The organism is Streptomyces sp. NPDC050416 (genome assembly GCF_044458845.1).
Taxonomy (GTDB): domain Bacteria; phylum Actinomycetota; class Actinomycetes; order Streptomycetales; family Streptomycetaceae; genus Streptomyces.
Map to the genome: position 1 here is coordinate 797,390 of NZ_JBITII010000002.1, position 16,446 is coordinate 813,835.

A 16,446-nucleotide genomic window follows, 5' to 3' on the forward strand; every position below is an offset into this window, starting at 1 on the left:
TGCGTCAAGGACACGATCGTCGTTCACACGTTCGCGGGAGACCCCGCCCGTTTCCGCCCGATAGTCTGAAAGACCCGGCGAGACTCCGTCCCATGGGAGCACTGATGAGCGTCGCACCGAAGGCGTCCACGCCCACCTGGCCGACCCCGCCGGAAGGCGGCTGGACCGCCGACGACCTGGACCGCCTCCCGAATCTGCCTCCGCACACGGAACTGATCGACGGGAGCCTGGTCTTCGTGAGTCCGCAGACCCTGTTCCACTCGCGCGCTGTGAGTTTCTTCGAATGGCAGCTCCAGTCTCTGGCCCCCTCGGAATTCGAGGTCATTCGCGAATTCACCATCGATATCGACCGCCAGAACCGCCCCGGGCCGGATGTGATCGTGGTACGCGGCGACGTGGTGGAGGATCCCGAGCAGACCCGCTATCCGGCGGAGTCCGTCCTGCTCGCCATCGAGGTCGTCTCGGCGGACTCCGTCTCCCGGGACCGCGAGACCAAGCCGCTGAAGTACGCCCGGGCCGGTATCCCCCACTACTGGCGTGTGGAGAACGAGAAGGGCCTCGCCGCGGTGCACGCCTTCGAGCTGGAGCCCACCACAGGTGCGTACACCAGCACCGGGATCTTCCGTGAGCGGATGAAGGTCAGCGCCCCGTTCCCCGTGGATCTGGATCTCACCGGCATCAAACCGCGCCGCAAGAGCGGCGAGTAACCGCCACTACCCACATGTCAGCGGCCCGGCACCCCCTGAGGGGAACCGGGCCGCTGTCTCACAGCAAGCGGAGCGTCAGCGCACGAACACCCCCGCCTGCCCCGCCAGATCCAGGAAGTACTGCGGCGCCACACCGAGCACCAGCGTGACCGCCACACCGACCCCGATCGCCGTCATCGTCAGCGGCGACGGCACGGCCACCGTCGGCCCCTCCGGCCGCGGCTCGCTGAAGAACATCAGCACGATGACGCGGATGTAGAAGAACGCCGCGATCGCCGACGAGATCACACCGATCACGACGAGCGGGGCGGCCCCGCCCTCCGCCGCCGCCTTGAACACGGCGAACTTCCCGGCGAAGCCGGAGGTCAGCGGAATGCCCGCGAAGGCCAGCAGGAACACCGCGAACACGGCCGCCACCAGCGGCGAACGCCGGCCGAGCCCCGCCCACTTGGACAGGTGCGTCGCCTCGCCGCCCGCGTCGCGCACGAGCGTGACCACCGCGAAGGCGCCGATCGTCACGAACGAGTACGCGGCCAGGTAGAACAGCACCGACGAGACACCGTCGGGCGTGGTCGCGATGACACCCGCGAGGATGAACCCGGCGTGCGCGATCGACGAGTACGCCAGCAGCCGCTTGATGTCGGTCTGCGTGATCGCGACGATCGCACCGCCCAGCATGGTGACGATCGCCACGGCCCACATCACCGGCCGCCAGTCCCAGCGCAGGCCCGGCAGGACCACGTACAGCAACCGCAGCAACGCGCCGAACGCCGCCACCTTCGTCGCCGCCGCCATGAATCCGGTCACCGGCGTCGGCGCGCCCTGGTACACGTCCGGCGTCCACATGTGGAACGGCACCGCGCCCACCTTGAACAGCAGGCCCATCACCACCAGCGCGGCACCGATCAGCAGCAGCGCGTCGTTGCCCATGGTGTCCGCGAGCGCCGGGTTGACGTCCGCGACCGTACCGTCGACGACCCGCGCGATCGTCGCGTACGACATCGAGCCCGCGTAGCCGTACAGCAGGGCGATGCCGAACAGGGTGAACGCGGAGGCGAACGCGCCGAGCAGGAAGTACTTGACCGCCGCCTCCTGTGACATCAGCCGCTTGCGGCGGGCCAGCGCGCACAGCAGGTACAGCGGGAGCGAGAGGACCTCCAGCGCCACGAAGAGCGTCAGCAGGTCGTTGGCCGCCGGGAAGATCAGCATGCCGGCGACGGCGAACAGCAGCAGCGGGAACACCTCGGTGGTGGTGAACCCGGCCTTGACGGCCGCCTTCTCGCTCTCGCTGCCCGGCACGGACGCGGGCTGCGCGGCGAAGGAGTCGACCCGGTTGCCGTGCACCACCGGGTCGAGCCGCCGCTCGGCGAAGGTGAACAGGCCGACCAGGGCCGCCAGCAGGATCGTGCCCTGGAGGAAGAGGGCCGGTCCGTCGACGGCGATCGCGCCCATCGCCGCGATGCGCGCCTTGGTCGTGCCGTAGCCGTCGGCCGCGAGGGCGACGACCGCGGCGAAGGCGGCCGCGAGCGCGACGACGGACACGAACATCTGGACGTAATAACGCGATGTGCGCGGTACGAACGCCTCGACGAGGATCCCGACGATCGCCGCTCCGACGACGATCAGCGTGGGCGCCAGTTGTCCGTACTCGAACTTCGGCGCGTCGATCTTGGTGATCGGCTCGGCCGCGGTTGTCCACAGGCTGTGGACGGCTGTTGCGCTCACTTGGCCGCCTCCACCTCGGGCTGGGGGTCCTTCTTCTGTACGTCGGACATGGTCTGTTTGACCGCGGGGTTGACGATGTCCGTGACGGGCTTCGGGTAGACGCCCAGGAAGATCAGCAGTGCGACCAGCGGGGCGACGACCACGAGTTCACGCACCCTGAGGTCCGGCATCGCGCTGACCTCGGGTTTCACCGGCCCGGTCATCGTCCGCTGGTAGAGAACGAGGGTGTAGAGCGCGGCGAGGACGATGCCGAAGGTGGCGATGATGCCGATCACCGGGTAGCGCGTGAACGTGCCGACCAGGACCAGGAACTCGCTCACGAACGGCGCCAGTCCCGGCAGGGAGAGGGTCGCGAGGCTGCCGATCAGGAACGTGCCGGCCAGCACCGGAGCGACCTTCTGCACTCCGCCGTAGTCGGCGATGAGCCGCGAGCCGCGCCGGGAGATCAGGAAGCCCGCCACCAGCATCAGCGCGGCGGTCGAGATGCCGTGGTTGACCATGTAGAGCGTCGCACCGGACTGGCCCTGGCTGGTCATCGCGAAGATGCCCATGATGATGAAGCCGAAGTGGGAGATCGACGCGTAGGCGATCAGCCGCTTGATGTCCCGCTGGCCGACCGCGAGCAGCGCCCCGTAGATGATGCTGATCAGGGCCAGGACGAGGATCGCGGGCGTCGCCCACTTGCTGGCCTCCGGGAACAGCTGGAGGCAGAAGCGGAGCATCGCGAAGGTGCCGACCTTGTCGACGACCGCCGTGATCAGTACGGCGACCGGGGCGGTGGACTCCTGCATCGCGTTGGGCAGCCAGGTGTGCAGCGGCCACAGCGGCGCCTTCACCGCGAAGGCGAAGAAGAAGCCCAGGAACAGCCAGCGTTCGGTGTTGGTCGCCATGTCGAGCGAGCCGTTGGCGCGGGCGGCGGCGATCTCCTGGAGGGAGAAGTTCCCGGCGACCACGTACAGGCCGATCACCGCGGCCAGCATGATCAGGCCGCCGACCAGGTTGTAGAGGAGGAACTTCACCGCCGCGTACGACCGTTGTGTCGCCGCCGTCTTCTCGCCGTGCTCGTGGGCACGGTCCCCGAAGCCGCCGATGAGGAAGTACATCGGGATCAGCATGGCTTCGAAGAAGATGTAGAAGAGGAAGACGTCGGTGGCCTCGAAGGAGAGGATCACCATCGCCTCGACGGCGAGGATCAGGGCGAAGAAGCCCTGCGTGGGCCGCCACCGGGTGCTGCCGGTCTCCAGCGGGTCGGCGTCGTGCCAGCCCGCGAGGATGATGAACGGGATCAGCAGGGCCGTGAGCGCGATCAGCGCGACCGCGATGCCGTCCACGCCCAGTTCGTAGCGGACACCGAAGTCCGCGATCCAGGCATGGGACTCGGTGAGCTGGTAGCGGTCGCCGTCCGGGTCGAAGCGCACCAGGACGGTGATCGCCAGGACGAGCGTGGCGAGCGAGAAGAGCAGCGCCAGCCACTTGGCGGCGGTGCGCCGCGCGGCCGGTACGGCGGCCGCGGCGATCGCTCCGACGGCCGGGAGCGCCGCTGTCACTGTCAGCAGAGGAAAGGACATCGGTATCAGACCGCCCTCATCAGCAGGGTCGCGGCGACGATGACCGCCGCGCCGCCGAACATCGAGACCGCGTAGGAGCGGGCGAAGCCGTTCTGCAGCTTGCGCATCCGCCCGGAGAGGCCGCCGACCGAGGCCGCCGTGCCGTTGACGACGCCGTCGACCAGGGTGTGGTCGACGTAGACCAGGGACCGCGTGAGGTGCTCGCCGCCGCGGACCAGGACGACGTGGTTGAAGTCGTCCTGGAGCAGGTCGCGCCGGGCGGCCCGGGTGAGCAGCGAGCCGCGCGGGGCGACGGCCGGGACCGGGCGGCGGCCGTACTGCGCCCAGGCGAGGGCGACACCGATGATCATGCACGCGACGGTCGCGCCGGTGACCACACCCGCGCTGATCGGCGGGTTGCCGTGACTGTGCCCGGTGATCGGCTCCAGCCAGTGCAGGAAGCGGTCGCCGATGCTGAAGAACGCACCGCCGGCCACCGACCCGACGGCCAGCACGATCATGGGGATCGTCATGACCTTGGGCGACTCGTGCGGGTGCGGCGGGGTGTACTCGCCGCGGGTCTCGGCGGCGGGCTCCACGTCCGGTTCGGCCGGGGACGGCGTCGGGGCGTTGCGCCAGCGCTCCTCGCCGAAGAACGTCATCAGCATCACGCGCGTCATGTAGTACGCGGTGATGGCCGCGCCGAGCAGGGCGCAGGCGCCGAGGATCCAGCCCTCGGTGCCGCCCTTGGCGAACGCCGCCTCGATGATCTTGTCCTTGGAGAAGAAGCCGGACAGGCCCGGGAAGCCGATGATGGCCAGGTAACCGAGACCGAAGGTGACGAAGGTGACCGGCATGTACTTCCGCAGGCCACCGTACCTCCTCATGTCCACCTCGTCGTTCATGCCGTGCATGACCGAACCGGCACCGAGGAACAGCCCGGCCTTGAAGAAGCCGTGCGTCACGAGGTGCATGATCGCGAAGACGTAGCCGATGGGGCCGAGGCCCGCGGCGAGGATCATGTAGCCGATCTGCGACATGGTCGAACCGGCCAGGGCCTTCTTGATGTCGTCCTTCGCGCAACCGACGATCGCACCGAAGAGGAGCGTGACCGCGCCGACGATCGTGACGACGAGTTGCGCGTCCGGCGCGCCGTTGAAGACGGCCCCGGAGCGGACGATCAGATAGACGCCCGCCGTCACCATGGTCGCGGCGTGGATGAGGGCCGAGACCGGGGTCGGGCCCTCCATCGCGTCCCCGAGCCAGGACTGCAGCGGCACCTGGGCGGATTTGCCGCAGGCGGCGAGCAGCAGCATCAGCGCGATCGCGGTCAGCTTGTCCTCACCGGCGGCACCGGCGAGCCCGGCCTCCGCGTGGTCGCCGAGCACCGGCCCGAAGGCGAAGGTGCCGAACCACAGGAACATCAGCATGATCGCGATAGACAGGCCCATGTCGCCGACGCGGTTGACCAGGAAGGCCTTCTTCGCGGCCGTCGCGGCGCTGGGCTTGTGCTGCCAGAAGCCGATCAGCAGGTAGGAGGCGAGACCGACGCCCTCCCAGCCGACGTACAGCAGCAGGTAGTTGTCGGCGAGGACGAGCAGCAGCATCGCCGCGAGGAACAGGTTCAGGTAGCCGAAGAAGCGGCGGCGCCGCTCGTCGTGCTCCATGTACCCGACGGAGTAGAGGTGGATCAGCGATCCGACGCCCGTGATCAGCAGCACGAACGTCATGGACAACTGGTCGAGCTGGAAGGCGACGTCCGCCTGGAAGCCCTCGACGGGGATCCAGCTGAACAGGTGCTGGGACATGACGCGGTGTTCGGGGTCCTGGGCGAGCATGTCGCTGAACAGCACCAGGCCGAGCACGAAGGAGGCGGCCGCGAGCAGCGTGCCGAGCCAGTGGCCCACGGCGTCCAGCCGGCGTCCGCCGCACAGCAGGACCGCCGCTCCGAGCAGGGGCGCCACCACCAGCAGCGCGATGAGGTTCTCCACGATTCTTCCGACCCCTTACAGCTTCATCAGGCTGGCGTCGTCGACCGAGGCCGAGTGGCGGGCGCGGAACAGGGACACGATGATCGCGAGCCCGACCACGACCTCCGCGGCGGCGACGACCATCGTGAAGAAGGCGATGATCTGGCCGTCGAGGTTGCCGTGCATCCGGGAGAAGGCGACGAACGCGAGGTTGCAGGCGTTGAGCATGAGCTCGATGCACATGAACACGACGATCGCGTTGCGCCTGATCAGCACGCCGGTGGCACCGATCGTGAACAGCAGGGCCGCGAGATAGAGGTAGTTGACCGGGTTCACTTCGATGCCTCCTCGGGCCGCTTGAACGTGGCCGGCTCGATGGCCTTCCGCTCCAGGCGCTCCTCGGCACGCTGCTCCAGGGCCCGCAGGTCGTTGAGCGCCTCCTGCGACACGTCCCGGATCTGGCCCCGCTCCCGCAGCGTCTTGCTGACGGTGAGGTCGGAGGGCGTGCCGTCGGGCAGCAGGCCCGCGATGTCGACCGCGTTGTGCCGGGCGTACACACCGGGGGCCGGCAGGGGCGGCAGCTGCTTGCCTTCGCGGACCCGCTGCTCGGAGAGCTCGCGCTGCGTCTTGGCACGCTCGGTGCGCTCGCGGTGCGTGAGCACCATGGCGCCGACGGCGGCCGTGATGAGCAGGGCGCCGGTGATCTCGAACGCGAAAACGTACCTGGTGAACAGGAGGGCGGCGATGCCCTCCACGTTGCCCCCGGCGTTCGCCTGGCCGATGCCGTTGAACTCGCTGAGGGAGGCGTTGCCGATGCCGGCGATCAGCAGGACGCCGAAGCCGAGCCCGCACAGCAGGGCCAGCCAGCGCTGGCCCTTGATGGTCTCCTTCAGGGAGTCCGCCGCGGTGACGCCGACGAGCATCACCACGAACAGGAACAGCATCATGATCGCGCCGGTGTAGACGACGATCTGGACGACGCCCAGGAAGTAGGCGCCGTTGGCGAGGTAGAACACCGCCAGGATGATCATGGTCCCGGCGAGGCAGAGCGCGCTGTGCACGGCCCTCTTCATGAGGATGGTGCACAGGGCGCCGATCACCGCGATGGTGCCGAGGATCCAGAACTGGACGGCCTCTCCGGTGGAGGTGGAGTAGGCGGCGAGCTGGGTGGTCATCGGCCGATCACCTTCTTTGACGCCGGTTCCGTCCCGCCGAAGGTCGAGTCGGCCTCCTGGACGACCTCGCCCTTGGAGTGGGCGACCTGCCGCTCGGTGCCGGGCGCGGCTTCCGTCACCAGGCCCCGGTAGTAGTCCTGTTCGTCCATCCCCGGGTAGATGGCGTGGGGCGTGTCGACCATGCCCTCCTCCAGACCGGCGAGCAGCTGCTCCTTGGTGTAGATGAGGTTGGCCCGGCTGGAGTCGGCCAGCTCGAACTCGTTCGTCATCGTCAGCGCGCGTGTGGGGCACGCCTCGATGCACAGGCCGCACAGGATGCAGCGGGCGTAGTTGATCTGGTAGACGCGGCCGTACCGCTCGCCCGGCGAGTAGCGCTCCTCGTCGGTGTTGTCCGCGCCCTCGACGTAGATGGCGTCGGCGGGGCAGGCCCACGCGCACAGTTCGCAGCCGACGCACTTCTCCAGGCCGTCGGGATGGCGGTTGAGCTGGTGCCGTCCGTGGAAGCGCGGAGCCGTGGTCTTCTGCTGCTCCGGGTACTGCTCGGTCAGCCGCTTCTTGAACATGGCCTTGAAGGTCACGCCGAAGCCGGCCACCGGGTTCTGGAACCCGGGCTTGGTGTCCTTCGGTTCCTCAGCCATCGGACGCCTCCTTTCCATCCGTAGTTCCGCCCAGAGATCCGTCACTCTGAGTATCGGGCCCACCACTGACAATCAGCTCCCGCTCACTGCGCGAGCGGCGCCGCGGGACCGGTGGGAGTTCCTGCCCCGGCAAGGGCGGTACGGGGAATCCGCCCGCCATCGGGTCGAAGGCGGCCGGGGTCTCGGCCGGCTGCTCGGCCTCCTTCGCCTTCTCGCGGAACATGTCGACGACGAAGGAGAGCACCAGCAGGGCCAGCACGCCGCCGCCGACGTAGAGGGCGATGTCGGCGAAGTCGTAGCCCTCGTTCCTGAAGGCCCGCACGGTGGCGACGAGCATCAGCCAGACCAGCGAGACCGGGATGAGGACCTTCCAGCCGAGCTTCATCAGCTGGTCGTAGCGGACGCGTGGGAGCGTGCCGCGGATCCAGATGAACATGAACAGGAGCAACTGGACCTTGACCGTGAACCAGAGCATCGGCCACCAGCCGTGGTTCGCGCCCTCCCAGAAGGTGCTGACCGGCCAGGGGGCCCGCCAGCCGCCGAGGAACAGCGTCGTGGCGACGGCCGAGACGGTCACCATGTTGACGTATTCGGCGAGCATGAACATCGCGAACTTGATCGACGAGTACTCGGTGTTGAAGCCGCCGACCAGGTCGCCCTCGGACTCCGGCATGTCGAAGGGGGCGCGGTTGGTCTCGCCGACCATCGTCACGATGTAGAGGACGAAGGAGAGCGGCAGCAGCAGGATGTACCAGCGGTCGGCCTGCTGCTCCACGATCGTCGAGGTCGACATCGACCCCGAGTAGAGGAACACGGAGGCGAAGGCGGCGCCCATCGCGATCTCGTACGAGATCATCTGCGCGCAGGAGCGCAGGCCGCCCAGCAGCGGATAGGTGGATCCGGAGCTCCAGCCCGCCAGCACGATGCCGTAGATGCCGACGGAGGCGACCGCGAGGATGTAGAGCATCGCGATCGGCAGGTCGGTGAGCTGCATCGTGGTGCGGTGGCCGAAGATCGAGATCTCGTTGCCGGCCGGGCCGAAGGGGATCACCGCGATCGCCATGAAGGCCGGGATGGCCGCGACGATCGGCGCGAGGACGTACACGGCCTTGTCCGCGCGCTTGACGATGACGTCTTCCTTGAGCATCAGTTTGATGCCGTCGGCGAGCGACTGGAGCATGCCCCAGGGGCCGTGCCGGTTGGGGCCGATGCGCAGCTGCATCCAGGCCACGACCTTGCGCTCCATGACGATGGAGATCAGCACGGTCACCATCAGGAAGGCGAAGCAGAACACCGCCTTGATGACGACCAGCCACCACGGGTCGTGGCCGAACATCGAGAGGTCTTCAGCGGCGAAGTACGGGCTCATGCCTCCACCTCCTTGGGGGCCTCGCCGGCGAGCGTCGCCGGTCCGATGCGGACGAGGGAGCCGGGCCGCGCCCCGGTGTCGGAGGCGACGCCGCCGCCGGCGGAGTTCAGCGGGAGCCACACCACCCGGTCGGGCATCTCACTGATCTGGAGCGGCAGTTCGACCACTCCCTCGGGGCCGGTCACCGCGAGGAGGTCGCCGTCCTTGACGCCCGCCTCGGCGGCCGTCGCGGGCGACACGCGCGCGCGTGCGGCGTGCCGGGTGCCGGCGAGTGCCTCGTCGCCCTGCTGGAGGACGCCCTGGTCGAGCAGCAGCCGGTGCCCGGCGAGCACGGCCTCCCCGACGGCCGGACGGGGCAGGGCGCCCGCCGTCTCCAGGGGTTCGGTGGCTCGCGGGCCGTCCCAGGCACCGAGCCGGTCGATCTCCGCGCGCACGGTGCGCAGATCGGGCAGTCCGAGGTGGACGTCCATGGCGTCGGCCAGCATCTGCAGCACGCGCGCGTCGGTGGGCGCGAGGCGGCGGGTCATGTGGTCGGGCTTGAGCGCGGCCTCGAAGAAGCGGACCCGGCCTTCCCAGTTGAGGAAGGTGCCGGCCTTCTCGGCGACCGCGGCGACCGGCAGGACGACATCGGCCTTGCGGGTGATCTCGCTGGGCCGCAGTTCGAGCGAGACCACGAAGCCGGCCTCGTCGAGCGCCGCACGCGCGCGTGCGGGGTCGGGCAGGTCGGCGATCTCGACGCCCGCCACCAGCAGCGCCTGGAGTTCGCCGGTCGCGGCGGCCTCCACGATCTGGCCGGTGTCGCGGCCGTATCGGTGCGGGAGACCTGCGACGCCCCAGACGCCGGCGACCTCGTCACGCGCGCGTGGGTCGGTGGCAGGGCGCCCGCCCGGCAGCAGCGACGGCAGCGCGCCCGCCTCGACGGCGCCGCGTTCCCCGGCCCGGCGCGGGATCCACGCCAGCCGGGCTCCGGTCGCGGAGGCGATGCGTACGGCGGCGGTCAGCCCGCCGGCCACGGCGGCCAGCCGCTCACCGACGACGATCACGGCGCCCTCGGCGCGCAGCGCCTCGGCGGCCGCTGCGCCGTCGCCCTCCAGGTCGACGTTGCCCGCGAGCGCGTCCAGCCACTCGGTCTCGGTGCCGGGGGCGGCCGGCAGCAGCGTCCCGCCGGCCTTCTCCAGGCCGCGCGTGGCGTGCGTGGCCAGCGAGAAGACCTTCTGCCCGTGCTTGCGCCAGGCCTTGCGCAGCCGCAGGAAGACGCCGGGCGCCTCCTCCTCCGCCTCGAAACCGACCAACAGGACGGCCGGGGCCTTCTCCAGCGCGGTGTACGTGACGCCCGTGCCGTCGAGGTCCCGGCCGCGCCCGGCGACCTGGGCGGCGAGGAAGTCGGCCTCCTCGCCGCTGTGCACGCGCGCCCGGAAGTCGATGTCGTTGGTGTCGAGCGCCACGCGCGCGAACTTGCTGTACGCGTAGGCGTCCTCGACGGTGAGCCGGCCGCCGGTCAGCACGCCGGTGCGGCCCCGGGAGGCCAGCAGCCCCTGGGCCGCGATCTGGAGCGCTTCGGGCCAGGAGGCCGGTTCCAGCTCGCCCTCGGCGTTGCGCACCAGCGGGGTCTCCAGCCGGTCCCGCTGCTGCGCGTACCGGAACGCGAAGCGCCCCTTGTCGCAGATCCACTCCTCGTTGACCTCGGGGTCGTTGGCGGCGAGCCGCCGCATGACCTTGCCGCGCCGGTGGTCGGTGCGCGTGGCGCAGCCGCCGGAGCAGTGCTCGCACACCGACGGGGACGAGACCAGGTCGAAGGGGCGGGAGCGGAATCGGTACGCCGCCGAGGTCAGCGCGCCGACCGGGCAGATCTGGATGGTGTTGCCGGAGAAGTACGACTCGAACGGGTCGCCCTCGCCGGTGCCGACCTGCTGGAGCGCGCCCCGCTCGATCAGCTCGATCATCGGGTCGCCCGCGACCTGGTTGGAGAACCGGGTGCAGCGCGCGCACAGCACGCACCGCTCGCGGTCGAGCAGCACCTGCGTGGAGATGGGTACGGGCTTCTCGTAGGTCCGCTTGCGGCCCTCGAAGCGGGACTCGGCGTCGCCGTGCGACATCGCCTGGTTCTGCAGGGGACACTCGCCGCCCTTGTCGCAGACCGGGCAGTCCAGCGGGTGGTTGATGAGCAGGAGCTCCATCACACCCTTCTGGGCCTTCTCGGCGACCGGCGAGGTGAGGTGGGTCTTGACCACCATCCCGTCGGTGCAGGTGATGGTGCAGGACGCCATGGGCTTGCGCTGGCCCTCGACTTCGACGATGCACTGCCGGCAGGCGCCGGCCGGATCGAGGAGGGGGTGATCGCAGAACCGGGGGATCTCGATGCCGAGCTGTTCGGCGGCCCGGATGACCAGGGTGCCCTTGGGCACGCTGATCTCGATGCCGTCGATCGTCAGCGTCACGAGGTCCTCCGGCGGGACCGCCGCCTCTCCCCCACCGGAGGGAGAGCTGGTCGTCACGGTCATGCGTTCACCTCCGTGCGGTCGGCCCAGGCCGTCGACTTGGCCGGGTCGAAGGGGCAGCCCCGGCCCGTGATGTGCTGCTCGTACTCCTCGCGGAAGTACTTGAGCGAGGAGAAGATCGGCGAGGCGGCGCCGTCGCCGAGGGCGCAGAAGGACTTGCCGTTGATGTTGTCGGCGATGTCGTTCAGCTTGTCGAGGTCGGACATCCGTCCCTTGCCGGCCTCGATGTCGCGCAGCAGCTGCACGAGCCAGTAGGTCCCTTCGCGGCAGGGCGTGCACTTGCCGCAGGACTCGTGGGCGTAGAACTCGGTCCAGCGCGTCACGGCCCGCACCACGCAGGTCGTCTCGTCGAAGCACTGGAGAGCTTTTGTGCCGAGCATGGAACCCGCGGCGCCCACTCCCTCGTAATCAAGAGGGACGTCGAGATGCTCGTCGGTGAACATCGGGGTCGAGGAGCCGCCCGGCGTCCAGAACTTGAGGCGGTGCCCGGGGCGCATCCCGCCGCTCATGTCGAGGAGCTGGCGGAGCGTGATCCCGAGCGGCGCCTCGTACTGGCCGGGGCTGGCGACGTGGCCGGACAGGGAGTAGAGCGTGAAGCCGGGCGACTTCTCGCTCCCCATCGACCGGAACCATTCCTTGCCCCGGTGCATGATCGCGGGAACCGACGCGATCGACTCGACGTTGTTCACCACAGTCGGGCATGCGTAGAGGCCCGCGACGGCAGGGAAGGGGGGACGGAGCCGCGGTTGACCCCGGCGGCCTTCGAGCGAGTCCAGCAGTGCGGTCTCCTCACCGCAGATGTACGCGCCCGCGCCCGCGTGCACGGTGATGTCGAGGTCGAGTCCGCTGCCCAGGATGTTCTCGCCGAGGAAGCCCGCCTCGTAGGCCTCGCGGACGGCCGAGTGCAACCGCCGCAGCACTGGGACGACTTCACCACGCAGATAGATGAACGCATGCGAAGACCTGATGGCGTAACACGCGATGATCATGCCCTCGATGAGGCTGTGCGGGTTCGCGAAGAGGAGCGGGATGTCCTTGCACGTCCCCGGCTCCGACTCGTCGGCGTTGACAACCAGATAGTGCGGCTTTCCGTCTCCCTGGGGAATGAACTGCCACTTCATCCCCGTGGGGAAGCCCGCGCCGCCGCGCCCGCGCAGACCGGAGTCCTTGACGTACGCGATCACGTCGTCCGGTGACATGGCGAGCGCCTTGCGAAGCCCTTCGTACCCGTCGTGCCGCCGGTACACGTCCAGCGTCCAGGACCTGTCCTCGTCCCAGAAGGCCGACAGCACCGGTGCGAGCAGCTTCTCGGGGCTCATGTCTTTCAGCTCGGGTGCCAAGGTCATCACTCCCCCTCCTCGGCGGTGGGCCCGGCCGGGTGGGCCGGGTCGGAGGCCGACGTGTCCTGCGGCGCGTCGTGCGAGCTCAAGTGCTCCGTCGGTGACGGCTCGTGCGGCTTGTCGTCCCGGGGCGCCTCGCCGCGCGGATGCACCACGCGCGCGGGAGCGGACTCGCCCTTGGCGAGCTTCAGGCCGACCAGGGAGGCGGGTCCCGCGCTTCCCCCGGACTCGACGGCCCCGTCCCGCTCGTCGGGGAAACCGGCCAGGACCCGGGCGGTCTCCTTGAAGGTGCACATCGGTGCCCCGCGCGTAGGGGTGACCGGCCGGCCGGCGCGCAGGTCGTCGACGAGGCGTTTGGCGCTCGTCGGGGTCTGGTTGTCGAAGAACTCCCAGTTGACCATCACGACCGGCGCGAAGTCGCAGGCGGCGTTGCACTCGATGTGCTCCAGGGTGACCTTGCCGTCGCCGGTGGTCTCGCCGTTGCCGACGCCCAGGTGCTCCTGGAGCTCCTCGAAGATCGCGTCCCCGCCCATGACGGCGCACAGGGTGTTGGTGCACACACCGACTTGGTAGTCACCGCTCGGCTTGCGCCGGTACATGGTGTAGAAGGTGGCGACCGCGGTGACCTCCGCCGTGGTGAGGCCGAGCATGTCCGCGCAGAACTGCATGCCCGTGCGCGTGACATGGCCTTCCTCGGACTGCACGAGGTGCAGCAGCGGCAGGAGGGCGGACCGGGAGTCCGGGTAGCGGGCGATGATCTCGCGCGCGTCGGTCTCCAGGCGGGCCCGGACGTCGTCCGGGTAGGCGGGTGCGGGCAGTTCGGGCATGCCCAGGCTGACGCCCCGCTCGGAAGAAGAGGTGGTCACCGGTCGACGCCTCCCATCACGGGGTCGATGGACGCGACGGCGACGATGACGTCGGCGACCTGGCCGCCCTCGCACATCGCCGCCATGGCCTGCAGGTTGGTGAAGGACGGGTCGCGGAAGTGGACCCGGTAGGGGCGGGTGCCGCCGTCGGACACGACGTGCACCCCGAGTTCGCCCTTGGGTGACTCGACCGCCGCGTACGTCTGGCCCGGCGGGACGCGGAAGCCCTCGGTGACCAGCTTGAAGTGGTGGATCAGGGCCTCCATGGAGGTGCCCATGATCTTCTTGATGTGGTCGAGGGAGTTGCCGAGGCCGTCGGGCCCCAGGGCGAGCTGGGCCGGCCAGGCGATCTTCTTGTCGGCGACCATGACCGGGCCGGGCTGGAGCCGGTCGAGGCACTGCTCGACGATCCTGAGCGACTGGCGCATCTCCTCCAGGCGGATGAGGAAGCGGCCGTAGGCGTCGCAGGTGTCGGCGGTCGGGATGTCGAAGTCGTACGTCTCGTAGCCGCAGTACGGCTGCGCCTTGCGCAGGTCGTGGGGCAGGCCGGTGGAGCGCAGGATCGGGCCGGTGGCGCCGAGGGCCATGCAGCCGGCCAGGTCGAGGTAGCCGATGTCCTGCATGCGGGCCTTGAAGATGGGGTTCCCGGTGGCGAGCTTGTCGTACTCCGGGAGGTTCTTCTTCATCTTCTTCACGAACTCGCGGATCTGGTCCACCGCGCCGGGCGGCAGGTCCTGGGCGAGTCCGCCGGGGCGGATGTACGCGTGGTTCATCCGCAGGCCGGTGATCAGCTCGTAGATGTCGAGAATGAGTTCACGATCACGGAATCCGTAGATCATGATCGTGGTGGCGCCGAGTTCCATGCCGCCGGTGGCGATGCACACCAGGTGCGAGGACAACCGGTTCAGCTCCATGAGGAGCACGCGGATGATCGAGGCGCGGTCCGGGATCTGGTCCTCGATGCCGAGGAGCTTCTCGACGCCGAGGCAGTACGCCGTCTCGTTGAAGAACGGCGTCAGGTAGTCCATGCGCGTCACGAACGTGGTGCCCTGCGTCCACGTCCGGTACTCGAGGTTCTTCTCGATGCCGGTGTGGAGGTAGCCGATGCCGCAGCGGGCCTCGGTGACGGTCTCGCCGTCGATCTCCAGGATCAGACGGAGCACGCCGTGCGTGGACGGGTGCTGCGGGCCCATGTTGACGACGATGCGCTCGTCGTCGGCGCGGGCCGCGGACTGGACGACCTCGTCCCAGTCGCCGCCGGTGACCGTATATACGGTGCCCTCCGTGGTCTCCCGAGGAGAGGCGTGCGAAGTGCTCATGAGTACGACCTCCGCTGGTCCGGAGCCGGGATCTGGGCGCCCTTGTACTCGACGGGGATGCCGCCGAGGGGATAGTCCTTGCGCTGCGGAAAGCCCTGCCAGTCGTCCGGCATCATGATCCGCGTCAGGGCCGGGTGACCGTCGAAGACGATGCCGAAGAAGTCGTACGTCTCGCGCTCGTGCCAGTCGTTCGTCGGATAGACGGAGAACAGCGACGGGATGTGCGGGTCGCTGTCGGGGCAGCTGACCTCCAGGCGGATCAGCCGGTTGTGGGTGATCGAGCGCAGGTGGTAGACGGCGTGCAGCTCGCGGCCCTTGTCGTTCGGGTAGTGGACACCGCTGACGCCGGTGCACAGCTCGAAGCGCAGGGCCGGGTCGTCGCGCAGGGTGCGAGCGACCCGCACCAGGTGCTCGCGCTCGATGTAGAAGGTCAGCTCGTCGCGGTCGACGACCGTCTTCTCGATCGCGTTCTCGGGAAGCAGGCCCTGTTCCTCCAGGGCGCCCTCCAGTTCGTCGGCGACCTCGTCGAACCAGCCGCCGTAGGGGCGGGTCGCCGGTCCCGGGAGGCGGACCGAGCGGACCAGGCCGCCGTAGCCGGAGGTGTCGCCGCCGTTGTTCGCGCCGAACATGCCGCGCTGGACGCGGATCTCCTCGCCGCCCTGGCCGCGCTGGCCCGGGAGGTTCGACGCGCTGAGGTCCTTCTCGGGGTTGACCCCGTTGTCGCTGACGTCGCTCACCGCAGCAGCCCCTTCATCTCGATCGTGGGCAGGGCCTTGAGCGCCGCCTCCTCCGCCTCGCGGGCCGCCTCCTCGGCGTTCACGCCGAGCTTGGAGCTCTGGATCTTCTGGTGGAGCTTGAGGATGGCGTCCATCAGCATCTCCGGCCGTGGCGGGCAGCCGGGGAGGTAGATGTCGACCGGCACGATGTGGTCGACGCCCTGGACGATGGCGTAGTTGTTGAACATGCCGCCGGAGGAGGCGCAGACCCCCATGGAGATCACCCACTTGGGGTTCGGCATCTGGTCGTAGACCTGCCGCAGCACCGGCGCCATCTTCTGGCTGACCCGGCCGGCGACGATCATCAGGTCCGCCTGGCGCGGCGAGCCCCGGAAGACCTCCATGCCGAAGCGCGCCAGGTCGTAGCGGCCGGCGCCGGTGGTCATCATCTCGATGGCACAGCAGGCGAGGCCGAACGTGGCGGGGAAGACGGACGACTTGCGCACCCAGCCCGCGGCCTGCTCGACGGTGGTCAGCAGGAAGCCGCTCGGCAGCTTTTCTTCGAGTCCCATGACG

Annotated in this window: 14 protein-coding genes; 1 reads left to right on the forward strand and 13 read right to left on the reverse strand. The window is 69.2% G+C overall.

The window, feature by feature from the left end; all coding sequences use genetic code 11:
* Nucleotides 1–104: 104 nt before the first annotated feature.
* Nucleotides 105–707, forward strand: coding sequence for a Uma2 family endonuclease (locus ACIBL4_RS08760; RefSeq protein ID WP_399407788.1), 603 nt, complete (start codon nt 105–107; stop codon nt 705–707).
* A gap of 75 nt (nt 708–782) precedes the next feature.
* Here the strand turns inward: ACIBL4_RS08760 and nuoN are convergent, their stop codons facing one another.
* From nuoN to ACIBL4_RS08825, 13 genes are read right to left on the reverse strand one after another with little or no spacing between them, the layout of a single operon-like run.
* Nucleotides 783–2,432: an NADH-quinone oxidoreductase subunit NuoN gene (gene nuoN, locus ACIBL4_RS08765; RefSeq protein ID WP_399407790.1), complete on the reverse strand. Its 1,650-nt coding sequence runs from the start codon at nt 2,430–2,432 to the stop codon at nt 783–785.
* Nucleotides 2,429–4,000: an NADH-quinone oxidoreductase subunit M gene (locus ACIBL4_RS08770; protein ID WP_399407792.1), complete on the reverse strand. Its 1,572-nt coding sequence runs from the start codon at nt 3,998–4,000 to the stop codon at nt 2,429–2,431. The genes nuoN and ACIBL4_RS08770 overlap by 4 nt, the downstream gene beginning before the upstream one ends.
* A gap of 5 nt (nt 4,001–4,005) precedes the next feature.
* Nucleotides 4,006–5,970: an NADH-quinone oxidoreductase subunit L gene (nuoL, locus tag ACIBL4_RS08775; protein WP_399407794.1), complete on the reverse strand. Its 1,965-nt coding sequence runs from the start codon at nt 5,968–5,970 to the stop codon at nt 4,006–4,008.
* A 15-nt stretch (nt 5,971–5,985) separates the two neighbouring features.
* Nucleotides 5,986–6,285, reverse strand: a complete 300-nt coding sequence (gene nuoK, locus ACIBL4_RS08780; protein ID WP_003992252.1) for an NADH-quinone oxidoreductase subunit NuoK — start codon at nt 6,283–6,285, stop codon at nt 5,986–5,988.
* Nucleotides 6,282–7,124 (reverse strand): NADH-quinone oxidoreductase subunit J, encoded by an 843-nt coding sequence (locus tag ACIBL4_RS08785; protein WP_399407796.1) that lies wholly within the window; start codon nt 7,122–7,124, stop codon nt 6,282–6,284. The genes nuoK and ACIBL4_RS08785 overlap by 4 nt, the downstream gene beginning before the upstream one ends.
* A complete protein-coding gene (gene nuoI / locus ACIBL4_RS08790) occupies nt 7,121–7,762 on the reverse strand; it encodes an NADH-quinone oxidoreductase subunit NuoI (protein ID WP_399407798.1) in 642 nt (213 codons plus the stop codon). Before nuoI ends, ACIBL4_RS08785 begins: the two co-directional genes overlap by 4 nt.
* Nucleotides 7,755–9,131 carry an NADH-quinone oxidoreductase subunit NuoH gene (gene nuoH, locus ACIBL4_RS08795; protein ID WP_399407800.1) on the reverse strand — a complete coding sequence of 459 codons (1,377 nt, stop codon included), beginning with the start codon at nt 9,129–9,131 and terminating at the stop codon, nt 7,755–7,757. The genes nuoI and nuoH overlap by 8 nt, the downstream gene beginning before the upstream one ends.
* Nucleotides 9,128–11,632, reverse strand: a complete 2,505-nt coding sequence (locus ACIBL4_RS08800; RefSeq protein ID WP_399407802.1) for an NADH-quinone oxidoreductase subunit G — start codon at nt 11,630–11,632, stop codon at nt 9,128–9,130. The genes nuoH and ACIBL4_RS08800 overlap by 4 nt, the downstream gene beginning before the upstream one ends.
* Entirely contained in the window at nt 11,629–12,975 is a 1,347-nt protein-coding gene (nuoF, locus tag ACIBL4_RS08805; protein WP_356925223.1) for an NADH-quinone oxidoreductase subunit NuoF, read from the reverse strand. Before nuoF ends, ACIBL4_RS08800 begins: the two co-directional genes overlap by 4 nt.
* Complete coding sequence (nuoE, locus tag ACIBL4_RS08810; protein WP_399407804.1) at nt 12,975–13,835, reverse strand: NADH-quinone oxidoreductase subunit NuoE; 861 nt, start codon at nt 13,833–13,835, stop codon at nt 12,975–12,977. Before nuoE ends, nuoF begins: the two co-directional genes overlap by 1 nt.
* Nucleotides 13,832–15,154, reverse strand: coding sequence for an NADH-quinone oxidoreductase subunit D (locus ACIBL4_RS08815; protein WP_399407806.1), 1,323 nt, complete (start codon nt 15,152–15,154; stop codon nt 13,832–13,834). The genes nuoE and ACIBL4_RS08815 overlap by 4 nt, the downstream gene beginning before the upstream one ends.
* The gene (locus ACIBL4_RS08820; protein ID WP_399407807.1) at nt 15,151–15,891 is read right to left on the reverse strand and encodes an NADH-quinone oxidoreductase subunit C; all 741 of its coding nucleotides are present in this window, start codon (nt 15,889–15,891) and stop codon (nt 15,151–15,153) included. Before ACIBL4_RS08820 ends, ACIBL4_RS08815 begins: the two co-directional genes overlap by 4 nt.
* A complete protein-coding gene (locus tag ACIBL4_RS08825) occupies nt 15,888–16,442 on the reverse strand; it encodes an NADH-quinone oxidoreductase subunit B family protein (RefSeq protein ID WP_018528252.1) in 555 nt (184 codons plus the stop codon). Before ACIBL4_RS08825 ends, ACIBL4_RS08820 begins: the two co-directional genes overlap by 4 nt.
* Nucleotides 16,443–16,446 lie beyond the last annotated feature (4 nt).